The sequence below is a fragment of the Hydrogenophaga sp. genome, assembly GCF_050250835.1.
Lineage (GTDB): Bacteria > Pseudomonadota > Gammaproteobacteria > Burkholderiales > Burkholderiaceae_C > Hydrogenophaga.
Genome location: NZ_JBFWNX010000023.1, coordinates 1 through 23,382, shown reverse-complemented (window position 1 = coordinate 23,382; position 23,382 = coordinate 1). Strand labels below are relative to the sequence as shown.

Here is a 23,382-nt window from a genome sequence, read left to right as displayed (position 1 = left end):
CCGGGTTTTCCAGCGGTCCGACGCCCTGGCCCGGCGATGGATCGGTTTGCCACAATAGGCCCATGCATCCTCCCGCCCCCTACCCCCTGAACCGTCCCCGACGCCTGCGCCGGGATGCCTTTACCCGCGATCTGGTGCGCGAGCACCGTTTGAGCGCGGCCGACCTGATCTATCCGGTGTTCGTGCTCGATGGTCAAGGCCGGCGCGAGGCGGTGGGCTCGATGCCAGGGGTGGAGCGCCTGAGCCTGGACTTGTTGTTGCCGGTGGCTGAGGACTGCGTGGCGCTGGGCATACCGGTGATGGCGCTGTTCCCGGTGATCGACCCCCGCCTGAAAACCCCCGACGGCCGGGAAGCACTGAACCCGGAAGGCCTGGTGCCGCGCGTGGTGGGCGAGCTCAAGCGGCAATTCCCGCAACTCGGGGTGATGACCGACGTGGCGCTGGACCCCTACACCAGCCATGGCCAGGACGGCCTGCTCGATGAGAACCACTACATCCTCAACGACCCGACGGTCGAGGTGCTCACGCAGCAGGCGCTCACGCAGGCACGGGCTGGCGTGGACATCGTGGCGCCCAGCGACATGATGGATGGGCGCATCGGTGCCATTCGCAGCGCGCTCGAAGCCGAAGGCTTCGTGCACACCCGCATCATGGCCTACAGCGCCAAGTACGCCAGCGCGTTTTACGGACCGTTCCGCGATGCGGTGGGCTCGGCGGCCAACCTGGGCAAGGCCGACAAAAAGGTCTACCAGATGGACCCGGGCAACACCAACGAGGCGCTGCGCGAGGTGGCGCTTGACCTGGCCGAAGGCGCGGACATGGTGATGGTCAAACCCGGCATGCCTTATCTGGACATCGTGCGCCGGGTGAAGGACGAATTTGGCGTGCCGACCTTTGCCTACCAGGTCAGCGGCGAGTACGCCATGCTCAAAGCCGCTGCGCAGAACGGCTGGCTGGACCACGACGCGGTGATGATGGAGAGCCTGCTGGCCTTCAAGCGCGCCGGCGCCGACGGCATCCTGACCTATTTCGCGTGCGCCGCAGCGCGGCTGCTGCGCGGTTGAATCGCACTCTTCATGCGCATCTTCCACATCCATCCAGGCGCGGTGAGCGAGTCCGCCACGCTGCCCATGGTGCTGCCTGAAAAGGGCTATGTGTGGATCGCCTGCGGACGGCGCGAGTTCGAGCTTGAGCAGGGCGCGGTGCAGTCCACCCTGCAGGTGCTGTGCGGCATGACGCTGGTGGACCTGCACATCTCGGACCTTCTCAACAACCAGTTGCCTTCGCACTACGACTACACCTCGCAGTACGACATCCTGGTGTTCCGCCGCCTGGCCGCGGGGCACAGCGAGACCGACCTGGCCCATCCCGGCGAGATGCTCACGCAGGCCACGAAGCGCGGAGGTCCTCCGGTGCTGCGCCGCATCGACACCAGCCCGGTGGGATTCGCGGTGTTCGATCGGGTGCTGCTGACGGTGCATCCCGCCGGCTGCCAGGCCCTGGAGTCCTATGCCACGCGGCTGATGTCGGCGGCCTCGGCGGCCTCACGCGCGGCCGGCGTCCACCTGCCACCCAGTCCGGCCGACCTGATGCTGCGCATCGTCAACCAGATGGTCGATGGCTACCTGGCACTGCGCCGTGAACTCACGCGCCAGCTCGACCACTGGCAAACCGAGCTGCTGCAACCCAAGGCGCGTTTCAGCAACTGGGGCTCTCTGCTGGACGCGCGCATCTCCCTGCACCAGCTCGACGAGATCTGCGAAGACCAGCGTTCGGCCATCCAGGACTGGATCGAGGCCCTGGCCAGCTGGGAGCCCAATGAGTCCATCGGCGGACAGCGGGGGCTTGAGTTGCTCAAGGTGCGTTCGCGCGACGTGCTCGAACACATTGAGCGCGTGGTGCACCACGTGCGGCGGCTGGAGCAAAACGCCGAGACCGCCGTTCAGATGCATTTCTCGGCGCAGAGCAACCGCACCAACGACATCATGCGCACGCTCACCGCACTCACCGCCATTTTCCTGCCGCTGAACCTGATCGCAGGCATCTTCGGCATGAACTTCCAGTTCATTCCCCTGCTTCACCAGCAGACCGGGTTTTGGTGGGCCATCGGTTCGATGGTGCTCACCGCCGTGGTGCTGGGCGTGCTCTTCTGGCGCAAGCGCTACCTGGTGCGCACGTCGGGACGCTGAACGGCCTCACGGCCTGGGCTGGGGTAGTGCGAAGAGTGCGGCGCCGTTGTCCCAGGCGATGCGCCTCGCCACGTTGGCAGGCAGGCCACCCAGCCAGGTGCGGTAGCCCTTCATGAGGTCGTCGTAATACAGCCAGCGCTGGTTCACCCAGGTGTCCGAGCCGATCATGAAACGGTCGGGGTACTTGAGCAGCAGGGCGCGCCACTCGGGGCAGAGCTGGCCTTCCCCGCAAGTGAGGCCGGGTCGGTAGGAAAGCTCGCCCATCAGCTTCGGATAGCGCTCGAACAAGGCGTCCACACGCGCCACCGGGCTGCCTCCGATCCCCGTGTGCGCCCAGATCAGCCGCATCTTCTGACCCTTCGATGGCGTGTTGGCCATCAGCAGGTCGATCGCCTCGTCGTCGACGTGCGCGAGGATTGCGAGGTCCTTTTCTTCGGCCAGCGACATGAGCTGTTTTGCCACCGGGCCGTTGGCGTTGGCGCTGTCGTACAGATGGAACTCGCCCAGGCCGCGGTAGGGTCCGGCCGGTGTCCCGCGCGCCAGTTCGGCCTGCACCATCTCCACGATGCTCGGGTCGCGGAACCAGTTGCTGTAGTCGGCGCGGTTGCGGTACAGGCGCACAAAGGGCACCACCGTCACGCCAGCGGCTCGGGTCTGCTCACGCGCGCTCGCCAGGGCTTTGGTGCCGTCGTTGGGCCGTGAGTTGGCGACAATGGCACGCACGCCGTTGCGTTTCATGCGGTCGAGTACATCGCTCATGGGGTGCGGGCAACCCGGCGCGGGTACGTCGTGCACGCAGGCTTCGTCGTTGTAGTGCAGATGGGCGTCGAACAACGGACCGCTGTAGTCGGCAGCGAACGCTGCCGCGCAGACCCCCGAAGCCACCAGCGTGAGGAGGCCGCGCCACATGCGGGTCAGCCCACGTGCTGGGCAAGGAAGGCCAGGCTGCGCTCGCGCGCCAGCTTCGCCGCGGCTTCATTGTAGGAACCGCGCTGGTCGCAGTTGAATCCGTGGTTGGCTTCGTACACGTGGACCGTCACGCCCGGGTGGGCCTTCCTGAAGTCCTCCACGGTGTCCAGTGGAATCCAGTGGTCCTTGTCACCAAAGTGCGCCATCACAGGCACGCCTGGTTGGCGCGCCACCTCGGCCGCTGTCGTCATGCCACCGCCGTAATAGGGCAAGGCGGCCGAAAGGCCCTTGAGCGAGCAGGCGGAGCGCCAGGTGAGCAGCCCGCCCCAGCAGTACCCCACGATACCGACCTGGCCGGCCTGCGCGGCGTGGTCGATCGCGGCCTGGATGTCCGGCATCACGCCGGGCGCAGGCAGCTCCTCGACCGCGGTCTTGAGGGCGAAGCCCGCGTTCATGTCGGCCTCGGTGTAGCCGAGTTCCACACCGGGCTTGACGCGGTGGAAGGTGGCGGGCGCGACGACGAAATACCCGTCGGCCGCGTAGCCGTCGGCCACGGAGCGGATGTGCGAGTTCACGCCAAAGATTTCCTGTAGCACGACCAGGCCTCCGCGGGCCTTGCCGCTGGGTGAGGCGACGTAGGCCGGGAATCTGAAGCCGTCGGCGGATTGAAGTTCGATCGTCTGTCCCATGGTGATGGTCTCCTGATGAGGGGTTGAAGCGTTCAGGCCTGCAAGCGCCGGGCCACGAAATCGAGTCGGTCCTGGCCCCAGAACAGTTCACCGTCGATCACGTAGCTGGGCGCACCGAACACGCCGGCGTCGATCGCCGCCTGGGTCTGCTGGTCGTACAGTGCCTGCACGTCCGCCTGCTGAGATTCGCCCAGCCGCGCCGCGTTCAGGCCACACTCTGCGAGCAAGGCCTCGAGCACGGACAGGTCGGCGATGTCGCGTTCCTGCGCCCACACGGCGGCAGTGACAGCACCCGTGATGCGCATGGCCGCCTCTGCGCCATCTCGCGCGGCCACCGCCGTGATCAGGCGAGCGGCCGGGTCACCGGCTACCGGGAAGAAGCGGGGTTCAGGATTCAAGGGCACTCCCAGCGCAAGACTGAAACGGCGCAGCTCAAGCAGCCGGTAAGCCTGACGCTGCGGCGCGCGCTTGGGCAGCGGCAGGCCGCCCGAAATGGGGAACACCTTGCCCAGGTCCATGGGCAGCACGCGCACGGTGGCGCCGGCTTCGCGCACCAGCGCGGCAAACCGCTCGTGCCCGAGGTAAGTCCATGGGCTCTGCGGGGCAAAGTAATAGTCGACTGTGCGACGCATGGCGGTCTCCTGACGCTGTTTTAATGGTTCGCTGGATGGCGAGCCCTGTGTTGTACGCGAAGCCACCACATTCTGCAGGAGACAGGTTATGGACAAGGTGCTCTTGGTCACCGGCGGCGGGCGCGGGATTGGCGCCGCTACGGCGCGGCTGGCAGCGCGGCAGGGCTGGGCGGTGGCGGTGAACTACACGGTTCACTCACTGGCGGCCGATGAGGTGGTGCGCAGCATCCGCGCGGAAGGCGGCAACGCCATCAGCGTGCAGGCCGACGTGGCCGACGAGGCCCAGGTGCTCGCCATGTTTGCCCGGATCGACGCCAAGCTGGGCCACCTGACAGGACTCGTCAACAACGCCGGTGTGGTGGACGTCACCCAGCGGCTCGACCAGATGAACGTGGCGCGCTGGCGCCGCATGTTCGACATCAATGTCATTGGCTCGCTGATCTGCGCGCGCGAGGCGGTGCGACGGATGAGCACGAAGCATGGCGGCACGGGCGGCGCCATCGTGAACGTCTCCAGCGCGGCGGCTCGGCTCGGGGCGCCTGGGCAATACGTGGACTACGCAGCAGCCAAGGGCGCCATCGACACCTTCACCATCGGTCTTGCCAAGGAGGTGGCGGACGAAGGCATCCGGGTCAACTGCGTGCGCCCGGGGCTGATCGACACGGACATCCACGCCTCGGGCGGCTTGCCCAACCGGGTGCGCGACCTGAGCCCGGGCATCCCCATGAAGCGCGGAGGCGATGTCGACGAAGTGGCGCACGCCATCGTGTGGCTGCTCTCGGATGTGTCCAGATACACCACCATGTCCTTTATCGAAGTTTCGGGAGGGCGCTGATGAACAAGGACCCCCACGCTCCACCGTTGCACGGGTCACTGCCCCCCGAGGGGGCACGTTCCGCCTTGGGGCGGCCCGGCGGCGGAACGTCGCACGCGCAAATCACGATCTGGTGGGAAGACCTGCAAGTTGGCGAGACGCGCGATCTGGGCACCATCACGCCCACCGAAGAAGAGACCGTGGCGTTTGCGCGCCAGTTCGACCCCCAACCCTTCCACCTCGACCCGGAGGCCGCCCAGGCGTCTGTGTTCGGCGCCCTCAGCGCCAGCGGCTGGCACACCTGCGCCATGGCCATGCGCCTGATGGTGACCAACTTCCTGGTGCACACCTCCAGCCTGGGATCGCCCGGCCTGGAGAGCCTGAAGTGGCTCAAACCCGTGTTCCCGGGCGACACGCTGCGCCTGCAGCACACCATCACCGAAAAGCGACCCATGAGCAAACGACCGGATGTGGGCCTGGTGCGCACCATCTGGGAGATGCACAACCAACACGGCGACAAAGTGCTGCACATGGACGGGTACGGCATGTTCCGGCTGAAAGAACCCCGGGACAGTTGATCCGGCCGTGGCCGGCATCCCTCACAATCCCTGGCATGGATTTCAAGCCGCTGATCACCCTTCTCGCCATCGTCAATCCGCTGGCGATCGTGCCCTTCTTCATCCACTACACGCAGGGCTTCTCGCGCAAGCAGCGGCAGCGAACGGTCCTCATTTCCTCCTTCAGCGCGTTCGCGGTGATCGCCGTCTGCGCGGTCATCGGTCTGCAGATCCTGGAATTCTTCGGCATTTCGCTGGCCAGCTTCCAGGTCGGCGGGGGCATGCTGCTGCTCACGTCGGCGCTGTCCATGCTCAATGCGCAACCCGCCGAGGCCAGGACCAATGAGCGCGAAGTGAGCGATGCCTCGGCACGATCCAGCATCGCCGTGGTGCCGCTCACCATCCCGCTGCTGACCGGGCCAGCCACCATGTCCTCCGTGGTGATCTACGCCGACCAGGCCAAGACCTTTCTTCAGCACGCCGCCCTGGTGGGCTATGGCGTGGTCATCGCACTGGCCACGGCCATCTGCTTCACCCTTGCTGAGCCGATCGCGCGTTTCCTGGGGCAGACCGGCATCAACGTGATGACGCGGTTGATGGGTCTGATCCTGGCGGCGCTGTCGGTGGAGGTGATGGCCACCGGTCTGGTGAAACTGTTCCCGGCGTTGCTCGGATAGCCCGGTCGGGAACAAGCGATCCGCTGCCGGGTCGCGCCAAGTCGGAACAGACCCCTCGGGCGGCAGGGACCCGCGCAGCGGCGGAGCGTGGGGGTTACTTGACCTTCGCAATCTCGGCGCGGAATTCCGCCAGCACCGCCCGCGCGTTCTTCAAGCCCCGCGCCTCTGCGGCTGCCACCCACTTGTCTTCGAGCGCCGCCTGCTTGGCCTTGACCTCGTTCACAAATGCGTCGCTGGCCATCTGGCGCTGCACGCCGGTCTGTTTCTGGATGTCGCGCGAGGCGGCGTCGGTCCGATCCCAGCCGGCACCGAACAGGCGCGCAGCCGCTTCACCCGACACCTTGTCGATAGCGGCTCGTTCCTCGGGCTTGAGGCCCTTGTATCGGGCCTCGTTCATCATGAAGACAAAGCTCGTGTTGTAGAGGCCGCCCGGGAAGGTGGTGGCGTACTTCACCATCGACAGTCGCATGGATTGCAGCGACTCGTCCGGGAAGAAGGTGCCGTCCATCACACCGGTGGAGAGCAGTTCGAACGAATCGGTGGCCGGCTTGAGCGTGGTGTTCCAGCCCATGGCCTTGGACAGCTCGTTGATGTTGCCGCCCCCGATGCGGAACTTGAGTTTGCTGGCATCGGCCGAGGACATGACCGGTTGCCTGACGGTGAAGATGATGCCGGGCCCGTGCGTGAAAACCGCCAGCGCCTTCACCCCACGGTGCTCGCCAATGGGGGCAAAGTACTTGTCGTAGATGCGCTGATAGGCCACCGAGGTGGTCGTGGAGCTGTCGCCCAGGAAGGGGAATTCGGCCACCTGCGTGAAGATGAAGCGCCCAGGGGTGTAGCCATCCACTGTGTAGGACACATCGGCCAGGCCATCTCGTACGGCATCGAAGGTTCCGGGTGGCGCCGACACCGCCTTGGGAAGCAGGTTGCACTTCACACTGCCCTTGGTTTCTTTCTCCACCGCTTCACACCACTGGTTCTGCGCCATGGTGGCGCCGTGCGAAGGCGGCAGCCAGGTGGACACGCTCAGCACGGTCTGTGCGTTCGCGTGGCCTGTGATGGCGAGTAACGCGGCAGTGATCGGAGCGAAAAGAAAAGTCTTGCGGGTCATGGTACGTCTCCTGGGTGGTCAGGCCGTGGCGGCCGTTGGGGGTGAAGCGGTGCTGGCACGGTGCTCCGCCTGCACGCGCGTTTCCAGCAGGCGACGAAACTGGGCGAGCGCGGCGTCCATGGCCAGGGGCATCATGGGCAGCGTGGGGTTGAGCTGGATGTTGCGATGCTGCGCGGTGATCATGTCGCGGTCTTCGTTGAACGCGCCCACCAGGCTGTTGAAGATGCTCTCGGTCACGGTGTCGTCGCCCTCGTCCACCGGGTGCGACTGCTGGAAGAAGTAGTGTGTGGTGGTGGTCGTCTCGGGCGTGAGCGACTGGCAGCTGTGCAGGCGCACCGACGGCCCGGCGGCGTCGGGCGCGGCACCGGTGGGGCGTCCGCCCGAATGCATCAGCAGCGTACCGGGCAGCAGGAATTCGTAGACGAACCATCGGTCCAGGTTGGTGTCGAACCGGCGGAAACGCTGGTAGAACGGCGGCGCGGGCACGTCGTTCACATGACGTGAGACTTTGATCCCCATCTGCGGCCAGTCGGCCGTGGCGCCAGGAACGGGCTCGATGACAGGACGCGACTGCGCGATGCGCGTGGAACCGCCGAGCGACTTTTCGTGCACGTAGCTCAGGTGTGAGAAGTCCAGCAGGTTGTCGCAAATCAGCAGGTAGGGCGTGTCGTAGTGCAGGTAGCCTGGCTTGTGTTTCCACTGCGGGCTGTCGCAACTGAAGTTGTCGGGCAGCAGCGCAGCGTCTGCCCGCCCGGCCTCACCCATCCAGACAAACACCCAGTTGTTTTTCACGGCCACGGGATATCGGCGCACACGCGCCTTGGCGGGCACGATCTCGATGCCCGGCGCCTCCACGCACTGGCCCTGCGGATCGAACTTCAGCCCGTGGTAACCACAGCGCACACAGTCGCCCTCGCGCCGACCCACCGACAGCGGCGCGTGCCGATGGCAGCAGCGGTCTTCCAGCGCCACCAGTTCGCCAGCCTGCGTGCGGTACACGAGCACCGGTTCGCCCAGCACGGTTCGTGTGAAGAGTTGCGGTGAGTCGGCCGCTGGAATCTCATGGTTCCAGGCAACCACGTACCAGCAGTTGCGCAGCCACATGGCCTGTCTCCTGTTCGTGGGAAGGGAGACCCATGCTAGGCGGCCGTTGGGTGCGGGCCGTCCCCTCTGAAGGGGATGGACAGGGGTACCGCGGGCGTGTGCTCAGGCGCCCGCGACACCGGGCGCTACCTGGTCAGCGCACGGCGAAATTCAGGGTCGTCAACGAGTTGGGCGACGAGCGCCTTGTACAAAGCGCCGTACTGGTTCATGGCGGCCGGAATCGCCACCGCGCCAACGAATGATGACTCCCATTGGGCATCGACCGCCAGCTCCTTGTCGTAGGCGACTTTGCCGGCTTTTTTCACCGTGAAGCGCGCGGCCAGGCGGCCAGTGCCCGTTCCGATGGCCGCGTCGACCTTGCTGTCGGTGAGTTGCCCTTCGATAACGAGGCTGGAGGCGGGGTCGTACAGGCCAGCGGCTGTGAGCTCGGCCACCACCGTGTCCTTGAGCAGTTGCGACCAGCTGCCTTTGGCCGGCGCCAGCGAGTTTCCTCTGAGACCACTCAGCGAGGTGTCCATGGCAGGGTCCTTGCCAGGCGCGAGACGGAAAGATCCGGCCTGTGCGGGCGCCAGCTGGGCGCTGCGCAGTTTCTCGACCGTGGCAGGTGTGGCGCCCGTGGCATCGAGTTTGACGTTGGCGCAACCGGCCAGAACGAGCATGGCCAACACCGGCGCGAGACGCAGGGAAAGAGCGTTCATGGGAATGCCGGGTCCTGAGACAAGGGATTGAGGGTTCGGCTGATCAACTGGCGCAGCATGGTCGTGACGGCCTCTTCGACGCTGGCCATCTTCTGCGCACCCGGCGGTGGTCCCGCCGCACCAATGTTGGTGTAGATGACGTGCTTGCTCTTCTGTTCGAGCGGGGAAGCGCCGCTGCGTCCCGGCGTGTAGCGCAGCGTGCATTCGTATCCATCACCCACGGTCTGCCCCGCAATGCCGAAGGTCAGGCCTGCGACGAAGCCCTTGGAGGCCGCGTCGTCGGTGAGCGGCACGTTGTTCACCGTGGCGGTCAGCAGTGCGCCACTGGCGACCGGACCATCGCTCACCTTGGCAAACAGGCCACTGGTGGCGAGCTGGTTCACGACCCGGTCCTTCAGATACTCCGTGGCCCTGGCGTTCGCGACGCCTTTGGTCTGGAACTCCCAGATCACCTGCACATCGACCGGTGCGGCCGGCTTCTTGTACTGGGCAGCAGGCACTTCCGGCGCATTGCCATCGACGTAAAAGGAGGCACAGCCGCCCAGATACACCAGCGCAACGGCCAGCAAAATTGCGCGCAGTGCGCGCCATGTCTGTCTCATGATTGTTTCTCCGCCTCTCAGGGTGGGCAGATTCTATGCGTCGCAAACCCTGCTTCCAGGCCGGCCTTCCACGGAGAAACCCTAGGAGTCTGCGCCTAGCCCAGCCAATGCGCCAGGCGCATCCGGTCTGAAGGCAGGCCGGCATCGGACAGCTTGAGGTAGGCGCGCTTGCGCAGCGTCGTCACCGTGGACGGTGCCACGTCCAGATCGGCGGCGATGCCATCGGCACTGAGCCCACAGGCGATGCGGGCGCACACCGAGCGCTCGCGCGGAGAAAGCAAAGGCGCGAGCCGCGACAGGCGCCGCTCGGCCTGAGCCACCTGGGCCTGGCGATCGGCCGCCACCGCCCCCACCTGCAAGGCGGCCTGATGGGCCTGACGCAGCAAGGGGGCCATCGCCAGCAGTTGGGCGATTTCCGAGGGCTGGAAGAACCCTTGCCGGTCGTCGCGGTAGAGGTGGATGGCCTGCACGGAACCTGGCGCAGGTGCGTGCAGCAACGTGAAGCGCTCGGTGAGGCGTTCACGCACGTAGATATCGTCGCGCCAACCCGCCACGGGCAGCTCGTCGGCCCGGCAGTGCAGAACGGCCACTTCGCGCGCGGGGCGCACCGCCACCTGATCGGCAAGCCGCATCACCGAATCGCTGCGGAAGTAGCAGCGCCGGTAAATGGCGAAACACTCGGCGACCACGTCGCGGCCGTGCGTGTCGTGAGAGCTGCCTTCGATGAGCTCGGGGGTATCGCGGCGAAAGGCGACGAGGGACAGGTACTGCACCGGCACCACCGACTGGATGGCGCGCAGCAGGCGGGCCGCGCTGAGCGGTGCGCCGGCCACTTCGAGCAGCCCATGCACCACGGCCGAGGACACAAGGTGGCCAGCGGAGGGGGCGTCCAGGGTCCAGTTGGAAGGCATCAGACGATTTTTCTGTGGCCCGTCCCGCTCCGGTAGGGGGCTAACCCTGCCGGGCCAGCGGCGCGGGGTAGAGCCCGAGCGTCTGCGCCTGCAGGCGCGAGAGACCGAGCAAGGCATCGGTGAATGGCGTGGCCACGCCGGTGAGCTGTCCAAGCTCGCGCACCACGCTCACCAGCGCATCGAGCTCCACCGGCTTTCCTGCCTGCACGTCCTGCAGCATCGACGTCTTGAAGGCGCCGAGCTTGAGCGTGACGGCGTGGCGATCTTCCGGCTGCTGGTCGATGGGGATGCCGATGTGGGCACCGATCGCCTTGGCTTCGAGCATGACGCTGCTGATGAAGCCTCGCACCAGCTCGTCACCCAGGATGCGGTCGGTGGTGGCGCCGGTGAGGGCGCTGACCGGGTTCACGGTCATGTTGCCCCACAGCTTGTACCAGACGTCCCTCTGGATCTGCGGCGACACCGAAGCATTGAGGCCAGCGCGTCGCAGCAGCTCGGCCAGCGCGTTCACGCGCTCGCTCTGTTCGCCGGAGGGCTCGCCGATGATGAGGCCATTGCCGAAATGGTGGCGAATCACGCCGGGTGCATCGACCGAGCAGCTGGCATGCACCACGCCTCCGATCACGTTGCGGGCGGGCACGGCGCGGTCGATGTCGCCACCCGGATCGACCGCCTGCAGGCGCGTGCCGGACCGAGCGCCACCGAAGCCATTGAAGAACCACCAGGGCACGCCGTTCATGGCGGTGAGCACCACGGTATGACGGCCAATCAGCGGGGCCATGCTGCGCGCCACTTCGCTCAGGGCCGGTGACTTCACGGCGACGATCACCAGATCCTGCACACCCAGTGCCACTGCACTGGCCGAAGCCTCTACCGGCGCGCCGATGGTCTTGCCGTCCTGGTGAAGCTGCAATCCATCGCGCTGCAGGGCGGTCAGCGTGTCGCCACGAGCGAGCGCACTCACCTGGCACCCGGTGTGAGAGAGCAACACGCCGAGCCATCCGCCAATGGCACCAGCGCCGACGATGGCAACGCGTTGAAAGTCGGGAGGGGGCAAGGCTTACTCCAGGTAGCTGCGGTCCAGGCGATTCACCTGCCGGACCAGGGCGTCAAACACATCGCGGCCCGCGCCGTGGTGGGGGTTGAATTGCAACGCGTCGCGCGTGCATTTTGCGGCAATGGCCTCTGACACCGGCAGGGCCGCCTCGGCGCCACCCATGGAGAACGTGGCCATCTGGATCTCGCAGGCGCGCTGCAGCGTCCAGAGGATGGCAAAGGTCTGGGGCAGCGTGGCGCCCCAGGCCAGCAAGCCATGGTTGCGCAGGATCACCGCCGGCTTGTCGCCGATGCTTCTGAGCAGGCGCGGCGCTTCGTCGGCGTGGATGGTGATGCCCTCGAACGCGTGATAGGCGACCATGTCGTGCAATTGCGCGGTGTAGAAGTTGGTCTGCTGCAGGCCACCCTTGAGACAGGCGACGGCCACACCCGCGGTGGTGTGTGTGTGCATGACGCAGTGCGCACCTGCCAGGCCGTCGTGAATCGCGGCGTGCACGGTGAACCCGGCCGGGTTCACGGGGTGCGGCGATCCGTCAAGCACCTCGCCTCGCAGATTGATCTTCACCAGGTTGCGGGCCGTCACCTCGCTGTAGTGAAGACCAAAGGGATTGATGAGGAACTGCTTGTCATCTCCACACACGCTGGTGGGCAGACGCAGCGTGATGTGGTTGTAGATCATCTCCGTCCACCCCAGCATGGCAAAGACGCGGTAGCAGGCGGCGAGTTCGATTCGCGCGGCCCACTCGTCCGCGTGCATGCCGGCGGGTGTGGTGCTGGCGGGGTTCAATGCCGTGTTCATGGGTGCATCTCCTTCAATAGGTGTTGGGCGAGGGCTGGCCCGCGCCCTTGTACTGTGCGAGCAGGCGGGTGGCGCCGGCGGCCAGCAGCATGGTGTCGGCCCCCACGGCGACGAATTGCGCGCCGGCCTGCAGCCATTGCCGCGCCAGCGGCTCGGTGGTGGCCAGGATGCCCGGCGCCTTGCCGGCAGCGCGGATGCGCGCGATGCCGTCGAGGATGGCGGCCTGCACATCGCGGTGGCCGGCGTTGCCAGGGTGGCCCATGGAAGCGCTGAGGTCGGCCGGGCCGATGAACACACCGTCGACGCCAGGCGTGGCAGCGATGGCATCGAGGTTCTTCATCGCTTCCACAGTCTCGGCCTGCACCAGCACGCAAACCTGCTCGTTGGCCTCGTGCACATACTGCGCATGCGCCTGCCAGCGCGAGGCCCGCGCCAGAGCGCTGCCCATGCCACGAATGCCGGTGGGCGCATAGCGCGTGGCCTTCACCACCAGTTCAGCCTGCACAGGGGTGTCGATCATGGGCACCAGCAAGGTCTGCACACCGATGTCCAGGTATTGCTTGATCAGCGCCACGCCGACGTCGCCCGTGCCCACCGGCACACGCACCACCGGGTGCGAGCGCCGGTCGCCAAAGGCCAGTTGCGCGCTGGCCACCGCCTGCAGCTGCGCCAGGGTGCTGCGCACATCGTTGGGCGCGTGTTCGCCGTCGATGAGCAGCCAGTCGTAGCCGATTCCGGCGATGAGTTCGGTGCTGTAGGGGCTGGCCAGCGCGGCCCACAGGCCAAGGGGTGCCTGCCCAGCGGCCAGCGACTGCTTGAAGGTGTTGACGGGGGTTTGCATGGGGTGGGTGATCAGACGAACTTGAAACGCAGGCAGCCCATCGGGCCGTAGTCGGCCTCGAACAGATCGCCTGCCCTTGCGGCCACGGGCCGGGTGAACGAGCCGGCCAGCACGATCTGCCCGGCCTGCAGTGACTCACCCCAGGGGGCAAGCTTGTGCGCCAGCCAGGCAATGCCGATGGCGGGGTGGCCCTGCACGCCTGCAGCCAGGCCGGTTTCCTCCACCGTCCCGTTCTGACGCAGGATGGCGCCACACCAGGGCAGGTCGGTGGTGCGTGGGTCGGCACGGTAGCGGGCGTCGCCCTCACCCACGACGATGCCGGCATTGGCTGCGTTGTCGCTGATGGTGTCGAACACCTTGCGCATGACCTTGGTGTGGCGGTCGAACTGTTCAATGCGCGCGTCGATGATTTCGATGGCGGGGGTCACGTACGCGGTGGCGGCCAGCACGTCTTCCACCGTCACATCCGCACCCTGCAGTGGCGCTTTGAGAATGAAGGCCAGTTCCACCTCCACACGCGGTGCGATGAAGCGGTTGGCGGGAATCTCCAGCACCTGGCTGGCTTGCGCGGTGAACCGCATGCTGTCGAGCAGGGTGCCGAAGTCGGGCTCGTCAATCTGGCTCGAGAGCTGCATGGCGCGGCTGGTGAGACCAATCTTGTGACCAATGACCTTCTTGCCGCTGGCTTTTTGCAACGCTACCCAGGCGCGGCCGACGCGGTAGCCGTCTTCGATGGTCATGCCCGGGAAGCGTTTGGAGAAGTGTTCGAGCGGCACGCGCGCCTTCTCCGACTGGTCCAGTTCGGCGGCGAGCTGCCGGATGAGAGCTTCGTCGAGCATGGGGGTCAGTTCCGGTTGAAGAGGGGGTGCAGGGAGCTGGTCTTGCCGTCGAACACCTCGCCCCCCTCGTCCACCTGCACGGTGATGCCGATGGGGCGCGTGGCGAGCTGGGTGGCAAAACGGGCTTTCACCACACCCTGAAGCGCTTCGCCCACGCGCTGGTGCACGACGGCGCTGCGACCCTTGGCCATGCGCAAGTTCATGTAGACGAAAGCGTAGTCACCACCCAGGCCCGCGGCTTCGCCGGCAGCCCCACCATCGGACACCGCGCAGTGCGCCGCCGGGTAGGCGAGCACCCGCGTGCCGCCGGTGGGGAAGACCTGGCGGTCGGCCTCGTCGCGCACGGCGAGCATGGCGTCGCAGAGCTCGCGGCAGAGTGCTTTCATGTCGGTCCCGCCTGCGGTGGCAGGTTGATCGAGGTTGGGGGTGTAGAGAACGACAAGATGGGGCATGGGAACTTCAGAGGCGGCTCACAGCCTGGTAACCGGCGGCAGACGAAGCTTGCGGCGCAGGAATGGCGGCGCCGGTCTGCGCCGTGACGGAAAACACCGCGTTGATCTGGCCCGTGCCGGAGGCGCCGAAGTAAGGCGTGACGATCTCGGCCTGGCCGTCGTACGCACTCCAGCCCAGCGCGCCGAGCATCATGGCGGTGTCGTGCATGAACCCCTCGCCATGGCCCTTGGCCGCGTATTCGGGCAACATTTCGCAGAAGGCTTTCCATTCGCCTTGTTCCCACATCTGCACGACGCGACGATCCAGGGTTTCGAGGAAAGGGCTCCAGATCCGAAAAGCGAACTCGGGTGCGAGGCCGTTCTGCGCGAAGCGGTGGCTGAGCGAACCGCTGGCGAAAAAGGCGACGGTGCCGTCGTAGTGATCTTCCACGGCCTTGCGCATGGCCCAGCCCAGACGCACGCTGTCGTTGAGGTAGTGGGACTGGCAGAGCGCGGAAACCGAGATGGCCTTGAAGTGCTGGTCCTCGTTCATGTAGCGCATGGGCACGAGGGTGCCGTATTCGGGACCGAGGGTGGTGGCGTGGTGGGCCAGGGTTTCGACACCGTGTTCGTTGCACACCCGGGCAAGCAACTGGCCCAGCGCGGGGTTGCCCGGAATCTCATAGGCCATGTTACTGATGAAATGGGGCAGTTCGTTGCTGGTGTAGGTGCCCTTGAAATGCGGCGCGCAGTTGAGGTGGTAGCTGGCATTGACGAGCCAGTGGGTGTCGAAGACAACGATCGTGTCGACCCCCAGCTCTCTGCAGCGGCGGCTGATGTCTCTGTGGCCGTCGATGGCGTCTTGTCTGGTGCCCTTGCGCGGTCCGTCGAGTTCGCTGAGGTACATCGAGGGGACGTGGGTGATCTTGGCGACCAAGGCTAGTTTTCCCATGGGTTGTCCCTCGCTGGTTGGGCTTGTGCACACCGGGTACCAAGACTCCAGTTCGCTTCGCTGAGGCTGGCGACCACTCAAACACCCCAGCGCGGTATGTGATGGGACCCCAGCGACACGGCGATGTTCTTGGGCTCCAGAAACACTTCGTAGCTCCAGGCACCCCCCTCTCGCCCCGTGCCACTCGCCTTGGTGCCGCCAAACGGTTGGCGCAGATCTCGAACATTCTGCGAATTCACAAAACACATGCCCGCTTCAATGGACGCCGCCACCCGATGCGCACGCCCCAGGTTCTCCGACCACACATAACTGGAAAGTCCATACTGAATATCGTTGGCCAGTTCGATCGCATGCGCCTCGTCTTTGAACGGAATCAGACAGGCGACCGGGCCGAAAATTTCCTCCTGCGCAATGCGCATGCGGTTGTCCACGTCCGCAAACACCGTGGGCCAGACGTAGTTGCCCCTGGCCACGCGTGCCGGCAGCTCCGGCGCATAGGAAGGCCGGTCCAATCCGCCGCACAGCAGCGTTGCTCCTTCTCTGGCACCGAGCTCGATGTAGCTGCGCACCTTGGACAGATGCGCCTGGCTGATCATCGGGCCGACGATGGTCTTCTCGTCCAGAGGATCGCCCACGTTGATGCGCCGGGCACGTTCGGTGAACTTCTGCACGAAATCCGCATAGATGTTCTGCTGCACCAGGATGCGGCTACCTGCCGTGCAGCGCTCACCGTTGTTGGAGAAGATCATGAACACTGCCGCATCCAGCGCGCGGTCCAGATCGGCGTCGTCGAAGATCACGAACGGGCTCTTGCCGCCCAGCTCCATGCTGAACTTCTTCAGCCCCGCGCTCTGCACGATGCGGTTGCCCGTGGCGGTGGAGCCGGTGAACGAGATCGCGCGCACGTCCGGGTGTGCGCACAGCGGCTCTCCAGCTTCCTTGCCGAAGCCATGCACCACGTTCAGTACCCCAGCGGGAATGCCGGCCTCCAGCGCCAGCTCGCCCAGGCGCGCTGCCGTCAACGGACTGAGTTCGCTCATCTTGAGCACCGCCGTGTTGCCGAAGGCCAGGCACGGCGCGACCTTCCACGTGGCGGTCATGAAGGGCACGTTCCACGGGCTGATGAGCGCGCACACACCCACCGGGTGGAACAGCGTGTAGTTCAGATGCGTGGGCGTGGGGTAGGTGTGGCCATCCACGCGCGTGCACATCTCGGCGAAATACTGAAAGTTGTCGGCCGCGCGCGGGATCAATTGCTTGCCGGTCTGCGCGATCACCTGACCGCTGTCGTTGGTCTCGGTGCGCGCGATCTCGGGCACATTCGCTGCGATCAGCTCACCCAGTTTTCGCACGAGCCTGGACCGCTCGGTGGCGGGCAGGCCGGCCCACTTCGGGAACGCGGACTTGGCGGCGGCCACTGCCGCGTTCACCTCGGACTGGCCGCCCGTGGACACCTCGGCCAGCACCTCTTGCGTGGCAGGGTTGAGGGTTTCAAATGTGGCGGGCCCTGCGACGGACTGGCCATGGATGAGGTGTTGGATGTTCATGCCGAAGCGGAATGTTGCGTGATGGTGTTGACGAGGTCGCCCACGCCTTCGATGGACGTGACGATCACGTCGCCGGGCTGGCAGTCGACCACGCCGTCGGGCGTGCCGGTGAGGATGAGATCGCCGGGTTGCAACGTCATGAAGCCGCTGAAGTATTCGATCAGCGTGGGCACGTCGAAGATCATGTCGCGCGTGTTGCCTTGCTGCGTGACGTGGCCGTTGACGCTGGTGCGCAGCGCAAGGCTCATGGGGTCGGGCACGTCAGCCGCGTCCACCAGCCAGGGCCCGATGGGCGTGCAGGTGTCGCGGTTCTTCACGCGCAGGTTGGGGCGGTACCAGTTCTCCAGGTAGTCGCGGATCGCGTAGTCGTTGGCCACGGTGTACCCCGCCACGAAGTCCAGCGCATCGGCTTTCACCACCCGCCTGGCGGTGCGGCCGATCACCACCGCGAGCTCACATTCGTAATGCATGAAGCTCACGCCGGCCGGCCGCACAGTGAACTGTCGGTGGCCGATCAGCGTGGCCTCGCCTTTCACGAAGGCCAGTGGTTCCTCGGGTGCCTTGAAGGCGAGTTCCTTTGCGTGGTCGGCGTAGTTCAGGCCCAGCGCCAGCACAGTGCGCGGTCGGTGTGCGGGTGTCGGCGCGAGCGGCGGCAGCCAGACCACTTCATCGAACGAGAGACGCCGGCCTTGGTGTTGGCCCGAACACAGTTCGAGGCGACCTTCGGCTTCGATGGCGTCGTGGGTCGCGCCACCCCATTGAACGCGGGCGCGCTTCATGCCAACTCCTCCGCCACGAAGTGGTGCACCACCGTCTGGAAACCCGGCGCGGTGATTTCCACCGTGTCGCCCGCGTGCACCAGTTCACGACGGCCTTCGGGCAGGCAGTCGGTGCCTGTCATCAGCACGTCCCCGGGTCGCAGCGACATGAACTCGCACACGTCGGCCAGCAACGTGGCGGCATCACGCACCCACTCGGCCAGCCTGGTGGTCTGTTTGTGCACCCCATTGCGGTGCAGTTCGATCTCCAGCTCGCGAAGTGCATTGAGTCCACCGAGCTGGTCCAGGGGCACGCATTCGGGCCCCAGGCCCAGGAAACCGTCGACGCAGCGCGTCTTCACCGGAGGGCGGTAATAACTTTCGTGCGCGATGGCCACGTCGTTGAACAGCACGATGCCAGTCACGCCGCCGGCGCCCATCACCAGGCCCAGCGAAGCCGCGACCTCCACAGAAGCACCCGCAGGCAGCGCGATGGACTGGCTGCACGCCGTGAACGTGTTGGCGGTTTTCACATACAGCACCGGCGCTTTCGGTGGCGACTTGTAAGGTGGCTCGTTCATCTGCGGCGCCCACAGTGCGAACTCGCGCTGAAAGTTCAGCAACGTGCCGTACACCGTGCCTCCGGGCAGCCAAGTGGCGGATGGGGTCGTGTTCATTCTTCCAGCACCTCGGCATCCATGGGTTGCTCCAGGGCGATCACCTCGTCGAGCAGGGTGTAGAGCTGCGCCAGGCGCGCCTTGCCCAGACGCTGCTCCATCCAGGCGTAGTGCGCTTCGATGGTGCCGGACAAGGTCTTGACCAGCTTGAGGCCAACGGCGGTGGCGCGCACCACGGTGCGGCGCGCGTCCTGCGGGCAGCGGCTGCGTTCGATCAGGCCGTCGCGCTCCATGCGCGTGAGCACACCGGTGAGGCTGGGCCCCAGCAGAAAGGCCTCGCGTGCCACGCGACCGGTTTCCACCCCGCCGGGCAGATGCGCGTGTTCACCCAGCACACGCAACACGCGCCACTGCTGATCCGACAGGCCATGCTCACGCAGGCTGGGGCGGGTGTGCAGCATCACCGCCTCGCGCGCTTCGAGCAGCAGGCGCGGGAGGTTGCGATGGACAAAGGGTGCATCAATCTCGCTCATTTATTTAATATGTTAAATGATTTTTTTGGAAACACATTCAGGGTTTACCCGCCCGAATACCCCGGCGAGAATGCCGAGCATGAACGCATTCACCACCCTGATCGGCACCCAACATCCCTTGATCCAGGCGCCGATGGCGGGTGTTCAGGGCGCGGCGCTGGCGGTGGCGGTCAGCAACGCGGGCGCGCTGGGCTCGCTGCCCTGCGCGATGCTCGTGCCAGAGGCCCTGGAGCGGGAGCTCGGCGCACTGGCGGCCGGTACCACGCGCCCTTACAACGTCAACTTCTTCTGTCACACACCCCCCGAACCAGACGACGCGCGCGAAGCCGCATGGCGCTTCTGGCTGGCCACCTACTACGAGGAAGCCGGGCTGGACATCAATGCCATACCCAGCGGCCCAGGGCGGGTGCCGTTCAACAGCGCGGCGGCCGACATCCTGGAACGGTTTCGACCCAAAGTGGTGAGCTTTCACTTCGGCCTGCCCGACATCGACCTGCTGGAGCGCGTCAAGAGCTGGGGCAGCGTGGTGATTTCCTCGGCCACCACGATCGAAGAAGCGCGCTGGCTCGAAGCTTTCGGCGTGGATGCGGTGATTGCCCAGGGGGTGGAGGCCGGCGGCCACCGGGGCATGTTTCTCACGGACGACCTGTCCACACAGATGGGAACGATGGCACTGCTGCCACAGATCGTGGCCGCCGTGAGCGTGCCAGTGATCGCGGCCGGCGGCATCGCGGACGCTGCGGGTGTGGCCGCAGCGATGGCGCTGGGCGCTGCTGGCGTACAGGTGGGCACGGCTTACCTCTGCAGCCACGAGGCCACCACGGGCGCCGTGCACCGCGCCGTGCTTCAGACGGAAGCCGCGCACCACACGGCCCTGACGCACCTTTTCACTGGCCGCCCGGCTCGCGGCATTGTCAACCGCGTGATCCGCGAACTTGGCGCCATGAACCCCGCCACGCCGGCGTTTCCACTGGCCACCGCGGCCATGGCGCCGCTGCGCGCGCACTGGGAGGCGCACGGCAGCGGGGACTTTTCGCCCTTGTGGTCCGGCCAGAACGCCAGCGGGTGCCGTGAGCTGCCGGCGACAGACATCACGCGCGACTTGATCGCGGGCTTCAGCGCCGGGCGTTGAGCCAGCGCTTGAACTTTCGCTCGTCGGCCACCTCGTCGAGGTCCTGCAAAAGCCCCGACAGCTCGGATTCGAGCGCCTTCACCTGGTCGATGCGATGCTGCAACAGGGTGTTGGCGTTGGGCGAGGTGCCCTCGGGCAAATCGAACTCGGCCGACAACGCCTGCTGCCGCGCGGCACGCTCGCGCTCCAGATCGGCCACCTGCGCCTTGAGCAACAGTGTGAGCGCCGCCAGGCGTTCATCGGTCAGCCGGTGCACCGCCTGCGGATCGGCCAGCTCGGCGCGGGACTGGATCTGCAAAAGCGTCACCAGATCGCGTTTCTCATAGGCCGCATTGGCCTCGCTCATCAGCGCGGTCTTGCGCAGGCGAATGGTGGGGTCGGATTCCCGGTCGGGGTGCAGTGCGCCGGCGAGCTGGCGGAACAGACGGCGAAGCAACGTGTCGGCGTCGTGCTGGTCGGCATTTCGCTGCGCACCGCCCGGCTTCTTGCGCGAGCGCCTGGCGTTTGCGGCTTCTCGCCTGCGATCCTGCGCCTCCTCCTGGAAACGGCGCAGGCGTTCCATGCCGGCTCGTACCAGTTGTTCGGCGCTCAGTTCCTGGCTTTCGTCAGTGAGCGGCTCTCCGAGCACGGCCTCAAGTCGCCTGCGCATGGCGTCGGCGTGGTCCTGCCGAAGTTGCGCCAGAGAACGTGGGCTGTGGCGGTCGTGCAGTTCCCGCATGTCGGCCTCACCTGCTTCGGCCAGGGTGCGCGCCAGCCGACACAACCACTCGCGTGCCGTCACGGCCTGCCCCTCGCTCAGCAGTTTGCCTTGCAGGCGGGCGTCGAGCGCCAGCGCCAGGTCGCGCTGCCGTTGCGCCACCTGCACGCGCAGAGGCGCCACCGCATCCAGCAGCGCCCACCGGTGCGCCTGCCCGAGCGCATTGAGCTCGGCAAGCTGGTTCTTGAGCTTGTCGATGCGGGTGAGCTGCAGGTTGTAGGCGCGTGCAGCGGCCGAAAGCGTTTGCGCGCTGGGCGCCAGCACACGCAAGGCGGCGGCATCGGACGGGAGTTGAGACATGGCCTCTCGACTATATTGCCCAGCATAGAAGCCGATGGATTCCAACGCTATTGCACCCCTTGACAGATGGCGCGGGGTCTTGCTTTTGAAACGAGGTTGGTGAACGTATGAAAGATGAGAGGTCGGGCTGCAGATTCAGGAACAGCGGAATCCGAGGAATAGGAAGTCGACCCTAAAGAATCTCCGGAGCCCGCATAAACACTAGACTTTCGGGTGATTGCTGATGGCCGAGACTTCCGGCTTGAATTCCAATAGGGGCAGATTTCCGGGTGTTCTGCCGTGCTGTTTGCCTGTGTCGCCACCGATGATTTCTTCCGCTCGCGCATCGATCACATGATCGCCCTGCGCCATTCGCCGGCCGTGCTGGGCTCGCGCATGCCCTGGCAGGAGATTGAAGCGCAGGTTGCTCAGGTCTTCTCTCGCAGAGGCCGCGCCGGTGTAGCCCCGCCCGGCCTGGACCTCTTCGGCGAGCTGGTGCAACATGCCGCTGTTGCCAGCAACGCCGGACGCCTCCGCGTGCCGCTGCACATCATGATCGCGCTGCTGTATCTCAAACACGCCTTCAACGAGTCCGGCGAGGGCGTCGTTGAGCGCTGGGGCGAGACGCCGACGTGGCCGTTCTTCTCGGGCCGGGCGTACCTTGAACACCGCCTCCCCTGCGACGCGACCACCCTGATCAAGTTGCGCCAGTTGCTGGGTGAGGAAGGCGTCGAGGAACTGTTAGCGCAAACGATCAACGTGGCCGTGATCCTCAAGCTGTTCAAGCCACAGGAGCTCCCCCGCGCGATCTTGGACAGCACGGTGCAGCACAAGGCGATTGCTCACCCCACGGACAGCCGCTTGCTGGAGACCGCCAAGGACGCCGGGGTCGATCTGAAACAGACCTTTGCCAAGGAGGGCAAGAATCTGGGCCGCAAGGCCAGTCGCTACCCACATACCCGCCAGTTCAAGCGCATGCGCCGGGCCATCAAGCGCCAGCGCTCCATCGTCGGGAGCCTGAAGCGCGAGGTTGAGCGCCGGGCAGCGCCATCGGGCAAACTGTGCGTGAGGCGCTCGCTGAGACTTTGAACAAGGCCCGGCGCATCGTGTCCCAGAGCGGCCAACGCAAAGCGGCGGATGGACATCCCAAGCTCTACGCCTGGCATGCTCCCGAGGTGGACTGCATCGGCAAGGGCAAGGCGAGAACCCCCTACGAGTTCGGGGTGAAGGCGGGCACTGCCATTGCGCTGCGGGGCAACCTGATCGTGGGCGCGCGTGCATTCCACGGCAACCCGTACGATGGGCACACCTTGGCCGAGCAACTGGAGCAGGCCACGATCCTGATGCAAGACCCCACATCCAGACCAGCGACGGCCTTCGTGGATCTGAGCTACCGGGGCAAGGCCAAGCGGATCAGCGAACAAGAGAGAAAGCTGCTCAAACGGCGCCAGGCCATCGAGCCCATCATCCGCCACCTCAAGAGCGACCACCGGATGGGGCACTGTCACCTCAAGGGTGAACAGGGCGACCGGGTGCACGCGGTGCCATGCACGGCGGGCTACAACGTCCGTTGGCTGCTGCTCATGGTCGCCAAGAGGGGCATCAACTTCCTGGCGGTGACGTTTTTGTGCCTGCTACAAGCGCGCTCACATGGGCAGTCTTTGCTGCCTTGCCTGGCGTCTGTCATGGCGAAGCCCTTCAGGACTGCGATGTCGTGGATGTCTGCACGCAATACCCCAGACATCCGGCGCTGCACGGGAGTTGACCTGCGGCCGCTGCTCGAATTTGAATAAATCAGGGACGACTATGTAGCTGGTGAAAATAGTCGAGAGGCCATGTCGAAACCCCTCCGGGCAACGCCGGCCAACCGGTCTCCATGAAACCCGAGGCGGTTCGCCTTTTTCATGAACCCTGAGTGTCATCGGATTCGATTGATGGCTCGATATTC

Annotated in this window: 27 protein-coding genes; 8 read left to right on the top strand and 19 right to left on the bottom strand. The window is 65.7% G+C overall.

From position 1 onward, the window contains the following. Window positions 1–62 precede the first annotated feature (62 nt). Both hemB and AB7F11_RS19755 read left to right on the top strand, forming a co-directional pair. Window positions 63–1,064, top strand: a complete 1,002-nt coding sequence (gene hemB, locus AB7F11_RS19760) for a porphobilinogen synthase (RefSeq protein ID WP_428291013.1) — start codon at window positions 63–65, stop codon at window positions 1,062–1,064. A gap of 12 nt (window positions 1,065–1,076) precedes the next feature. Next, window positions 1,077–2,189 carry a magnesium transporter CorA family protein gene (locus tag AB7F11_RS19755; protein ID WP_428291014.1) on the top strand — a complete coding sequence of 371 codons (1,113 nt, stop codon included), beginning with the start codon at window positions 1,077–1,079 and terminating at the stop codon, window positions 2,187–2,189. Between the two features lie 6 nt (window positions 2,190–2,195). Here the strand turns inward: AB7F11_RS19755 and AB7F11_RS19750 are convergent, their stop codons facing one another. The 3 genes from AB7F11_RS19750 to AB7F11_RS19740 are packed head-to-tail and all read right to left on the bottom strand — an operon-like array spanning window position 2,196 to window position 4,419. Then, on the bottom strand, window positions 2,196–3,098 hold the full coding sequence (locus AB7F11_RS19750) for an amidohydrolase (protein WP_428291015.1): 903 nt from the start codon (window positions 3,096–3,098) through the stop codon (window positions 2,196–2,198). Window positions 3,099–3,103: 5 nt separating this feature from the next. Continuing rightward, entirely contained in the window at window positions 3,104–3,787 is a 684-nt protein-coding gene (locus AB7F11_RS19745; RefSeq protein WP_428291016.1) for a dienelactone hydrolase family protein, read from the bottom strand. Window positions 3,788–3,819: 32 nt separating this feature from the next. Continuing rightward, the gene (locus AB7F11_RS19740) at window positions 3,820–4,419 is read right to left on the bottom strand and encodes a 2-hydroxychromene-2-carboxylate isomerase (protein WP_428291017.1); all 600 of its coding nucleotides are present in this window, start codon (window positions 4,417–4,419) and stop codon (window positions 3,820–3,822) included. A gap of 88 nt (window positions 4,420–4,507) precedes the next feature. Here AB7F11_RS19740 and AB7F11_RS19735 point away from each other — a divergent pair, with 88 nt between their 5' ends. Genes AB7F11_RS19735 through AB7F11_RS19725 form a run of 3 tightly spaced genes read left to right on the top strand, consistent with a single transcriptional unit; the run spans window position 4,508 to window position 6,467 of the window. Continuing rightward, on the top strand, window positions 4,508–5,254 hold the full coding sequence (locus AB7F11_RS19735; RefSeq protein ID WP_428291018.1) for an SDR family oxidoreductase: 747 nt from the start codon (window positions 4,508–4,510) through the stop codon (window positions 5,252–5,254). Next, complete coding sequence (locus AB7F11_RS19730; RefSeq protein ID WP_428291019.1) at window positions 5,254–5,811, top strand: MaoC family dehydratase; 558 nt, start codon at window positions 5,254–5,256, stop codon at window positions 5,809–5,811. Before AB7F11_RS19735 ends, AB7F11_RS19730 begins: the two co-directional genes overlap by 1 nt. A 35-nt stretch (window positions 5,812–5,846) precedes the next feature. Beyond that, a complete protein-coding gene (locus tag AB7F11_RS19725; protein WP_428291020.1) occupies window positions 5,847–6,467 on the top strand; it encodes a MarC family protein in 621 nt (206 codons plus the stop codon). Window positions 6,468–6,561: 94 nt separating this feature from the next. Here the strand turns inward: AB7F11_RS19725 and AB7F11_RS19720 are convergent, their stop codons facing one another. The 15 genes from AB7F11_RS19720 to hpaR form a co-directional block, all read right to left on the bottom strand. Beyond that, on the bottom strand, window positions 6,562–7,578 hold the full coding sequence (locus AB7F11_RS19720; RefSeq protein ID WP_428291021.1) for a TRAP transporter substrate-binding protein: 1,017 nt from the start codon (window positions 7,576–7,578) through the stop codon (window positions 6,562–6,564). 18 nt (window positions 7,579–7,596) lie between these two features. Next, the gene (locus tag AB7F11_RS19715; RefSeq protein ID WP_428291022.1) at window positions 7,597–8,682 is read right to left on the bottom strand and encodes a Rieske 2Fe-2S domain-containing protein; all 1,086 of its coding nucleotides are present in this window, start codon (window positions 8,680–8,682) and stop codon (window positions 7,597–7,599) included. 125 nt (window positions 8,683–8,807) lie between these two features. Beyond that, window positions 8,808–9,380 (bottom strand): hypothetical protein, encoded by a 573-nt coding sequence (locus AB7F11_RS19710; protein ID WP_428291023.1) that lies wholly within the window; start codon window positions 9,378–9,380, stop codon window positions 8,808–8,810. Next, entirely contained in the window at window positions 9,377–9,982 is a 606-nt protein-coding gene (locus AB7F11_RS19705) for a hypothetical protein (RefSeq protein WP_428291024.1), read from the bottom strand. Before AB7F11_RS19705 ends, AB7F11_RS19710 begins: the two co-directional genes overlap by 4 nt. A gap of 95 nt (window positions 9,983–10,077) precedes the next feature. Beyond that, the gene (locus AB7F11_RS19700; protein ID WP_428291025.1) at window positions 10,078–10,893 is read right to left on the bottom strand and encodes a LuxR C-terminal-related transcriptional regulator; all 816 of its coding nucleotides are present in this window, start codon (window positions 10,891–10,893) and stop codon (window positions 10,078–10,080) included. A gap of 40 nt (window positions 10,894–10,933) precedes the next feature. After that, window positions 10,934–11,950: a 2-dehydropantoate 2-reductase gene (locus AB7F11_RS19695; protein ID WP_428291026.1), complete on the bottom strand. Its 1,017-nt coding sequence runs from the start codon at window positions 11,948–11,950 to the stop codon at window positions 10,934–10,936. A gap of 3 nt (window positions 11,951–11,953) precedes the next feature. Next, complete coding sequence (locus AB7F11_RS19690) at window positions 11,954–12,748, bottom strand: class II aldolase/adducin family protein (RefSeq protein WP_428291027.1); 795 nt, start codon at window positions 12,746–12,748, stop codon at window positions 11,954–11,956. 13 nt (window positions 12,749–12,761) lie between these two features. After that, on the bottom strand, window positions 12,762–13,589 hold the full coding sequence (locus AB7F11_RS19685) for an aldolase/citrate lyase family protein (protein WP_428291028.1): 828 nt from the start codon (window positions 13,587–13,589) through the stop codon (window positions 12,762–12,764). Window positions 13,590–13,600: 11 nt separating this feature from the next. Continuing rightward, window positions 13,601–14,428 carry a 2-oxo-hept-4-ene-1,7-dioate hydratase gene (gene hpaH, locus AB7F11_RS19680; protein ID WP_428291029.1) on the bottom strand — a complete coding sequence of 276 codons (828 nt, stop codon included), beginning with the start codon at window positions 14,426–14,428 and terminating at the stop codon, window positions 13,601–13,603. Between the two features lie 5 nt (window positions 14,429–14,433). Beyond that, a complete protein-coding gene (locus AB7F11_RS19675; RefSeq protein WP_428291030.1) occupies window positions 14,434–14,880 on the bottom strand; it encodes a 5-carboxymethyl-2-hydroxymuconate isomerase in 447 nt (148 codons plus the stop codon). A 7-nt stretch (window positions 14,881–14,887) separates the two neighbouring features. Then, entirely contained in the window at window positions 14,888–15,811 is a 924-nt protein-coding gene (gene hpaD, locus AB7F11_RS19670) for a 3,4-dihydroxyphenylacetate 2,3-dioxygenase (RefSeq protein ID WP_428291031.1), read from the bottom strand. Window positions 15,812–15,888: 77 nt separating this feature from the next. Further along, window positions 15,889–17,358 carry a 5-carboxymethyl-2-hydroxymuconate semialdehyde dehydrogenase gene (gene hpaE / locus AB7F11_RS19665; protein ID WP_428291032.1) on the bottom strand — a complete coding sequence of 490 codons (1,470 nt, stop codon included), beginning with the start codon at window positions 17,356–17,358 and terminating at the stop codon, window positions 15,889–15,891. Next, on the bottom strand, window positions 17,355–18,137 hold the full coding sequence (locus AB7F11_RS19660) for a fumarylacetoacetate hydrolase family protein (protein ID WP_428291033.1): 783 nt from the start codon (window positions 18,135–18,137) through the stop codon (window positions 17,355–17,357). Before AB7F11_RS19660 ends, hpaE begins: the two co-directional genes overlap by 4 nt. Further along, entirely contained in the window at window positions 18,134–18,793 is a 660-nt protein-coding gene (locus AB7F11_RS19655; protein WP_428300319.1) for a fumarylacetoacetate hydrolase family protein, read from the bottom strand. The genes AB7F11_RS19660 and AB7F11_RS19655 overlap by 4 nt, the downstream gene beginning before the upstream one ends. Further along, the gene (gene hpaR, locus AB7F11_RS19650; RefSeq protein ID WP_428291743.1) at window positions 18,790–19,266 is read right to left on the bottom strand and encodes a homoprotocatechuate degradation operon regulator HpaR; all 477 of its coding nucleotides are present in this window, start codon (window positions 19,264–19,266) and stop codon (window positions 18,790–18,792) included. The genes AB7F11_RS19655 and hpaR overlap by 4 nt, the downstream gene beginning before the upstream one ends. Window positions 19,267–19,345: 79 nt before the next feature. Between hpaR and AB7F11_RS19645 the strand changes: the two genes are divergently transcribed. Continuing rightward, window positions 19,346–20,398, top strand: a complete 1,053-nt coding sequence (locus AB7F11_RS19645; protein ID WP_428291742.1) for an NAD(P)H-dependent flavin oxidoreductase — start codon at window positions 19,346–19,348, stop codon at window positions 20,396–20,398. Here the strand turns inward: AB7F11_RS19645 and AB7F11_RS19640 are convergent. Then, a complete protein-coding gene (locus AB7F11_RS19640; protein ID WP_428291741.1) occupies window positions 20,382–21,455 on the bottom strand; it encodes a hypothetical protein in 1,074 nt (357 codons plus the stop codon). The two genes, AB7F11_RS19645 and AB7F11_RS19640, sit on opposite strands and share 17 nt — an antisense overlap. A 279-nt stretch (window positions 21,456–21,734) precedes the next feature. Between AB7F11_RS19640 and AB7F11_RS19635 the strand changes: the two genes are divergently transcribed. Together AB7F11_RS19635 and AB7F11_RS19630 are read left to right on the top strand one after the other, a co-directional pair. Then, on the top strand, window positions 21,735–22,523 hold the full coding sequence (locus tag AB7F11_RS19635) for a transposase (protein ID WP_428291740.1): 789 nt from the start codon (window positions 21,735–21,737) through the stop codon (window positions 22,521–22,523). A 17-nt stretch (window positions 22,524–22,540) separates the two neighbouring features. Continuing rightward, complete coding sequence (locus tag AB7F11_RS19630; protein ID WP_428291739.1) at window positions 22,541–23,227, top strand: hypothetical protein; 687 nt, start codon at window positions 22,541–22,543, stop codon at window positions 23,225–23,227. Window positions 23,228–23,382 lie beyond the last annotated feature (155 nt).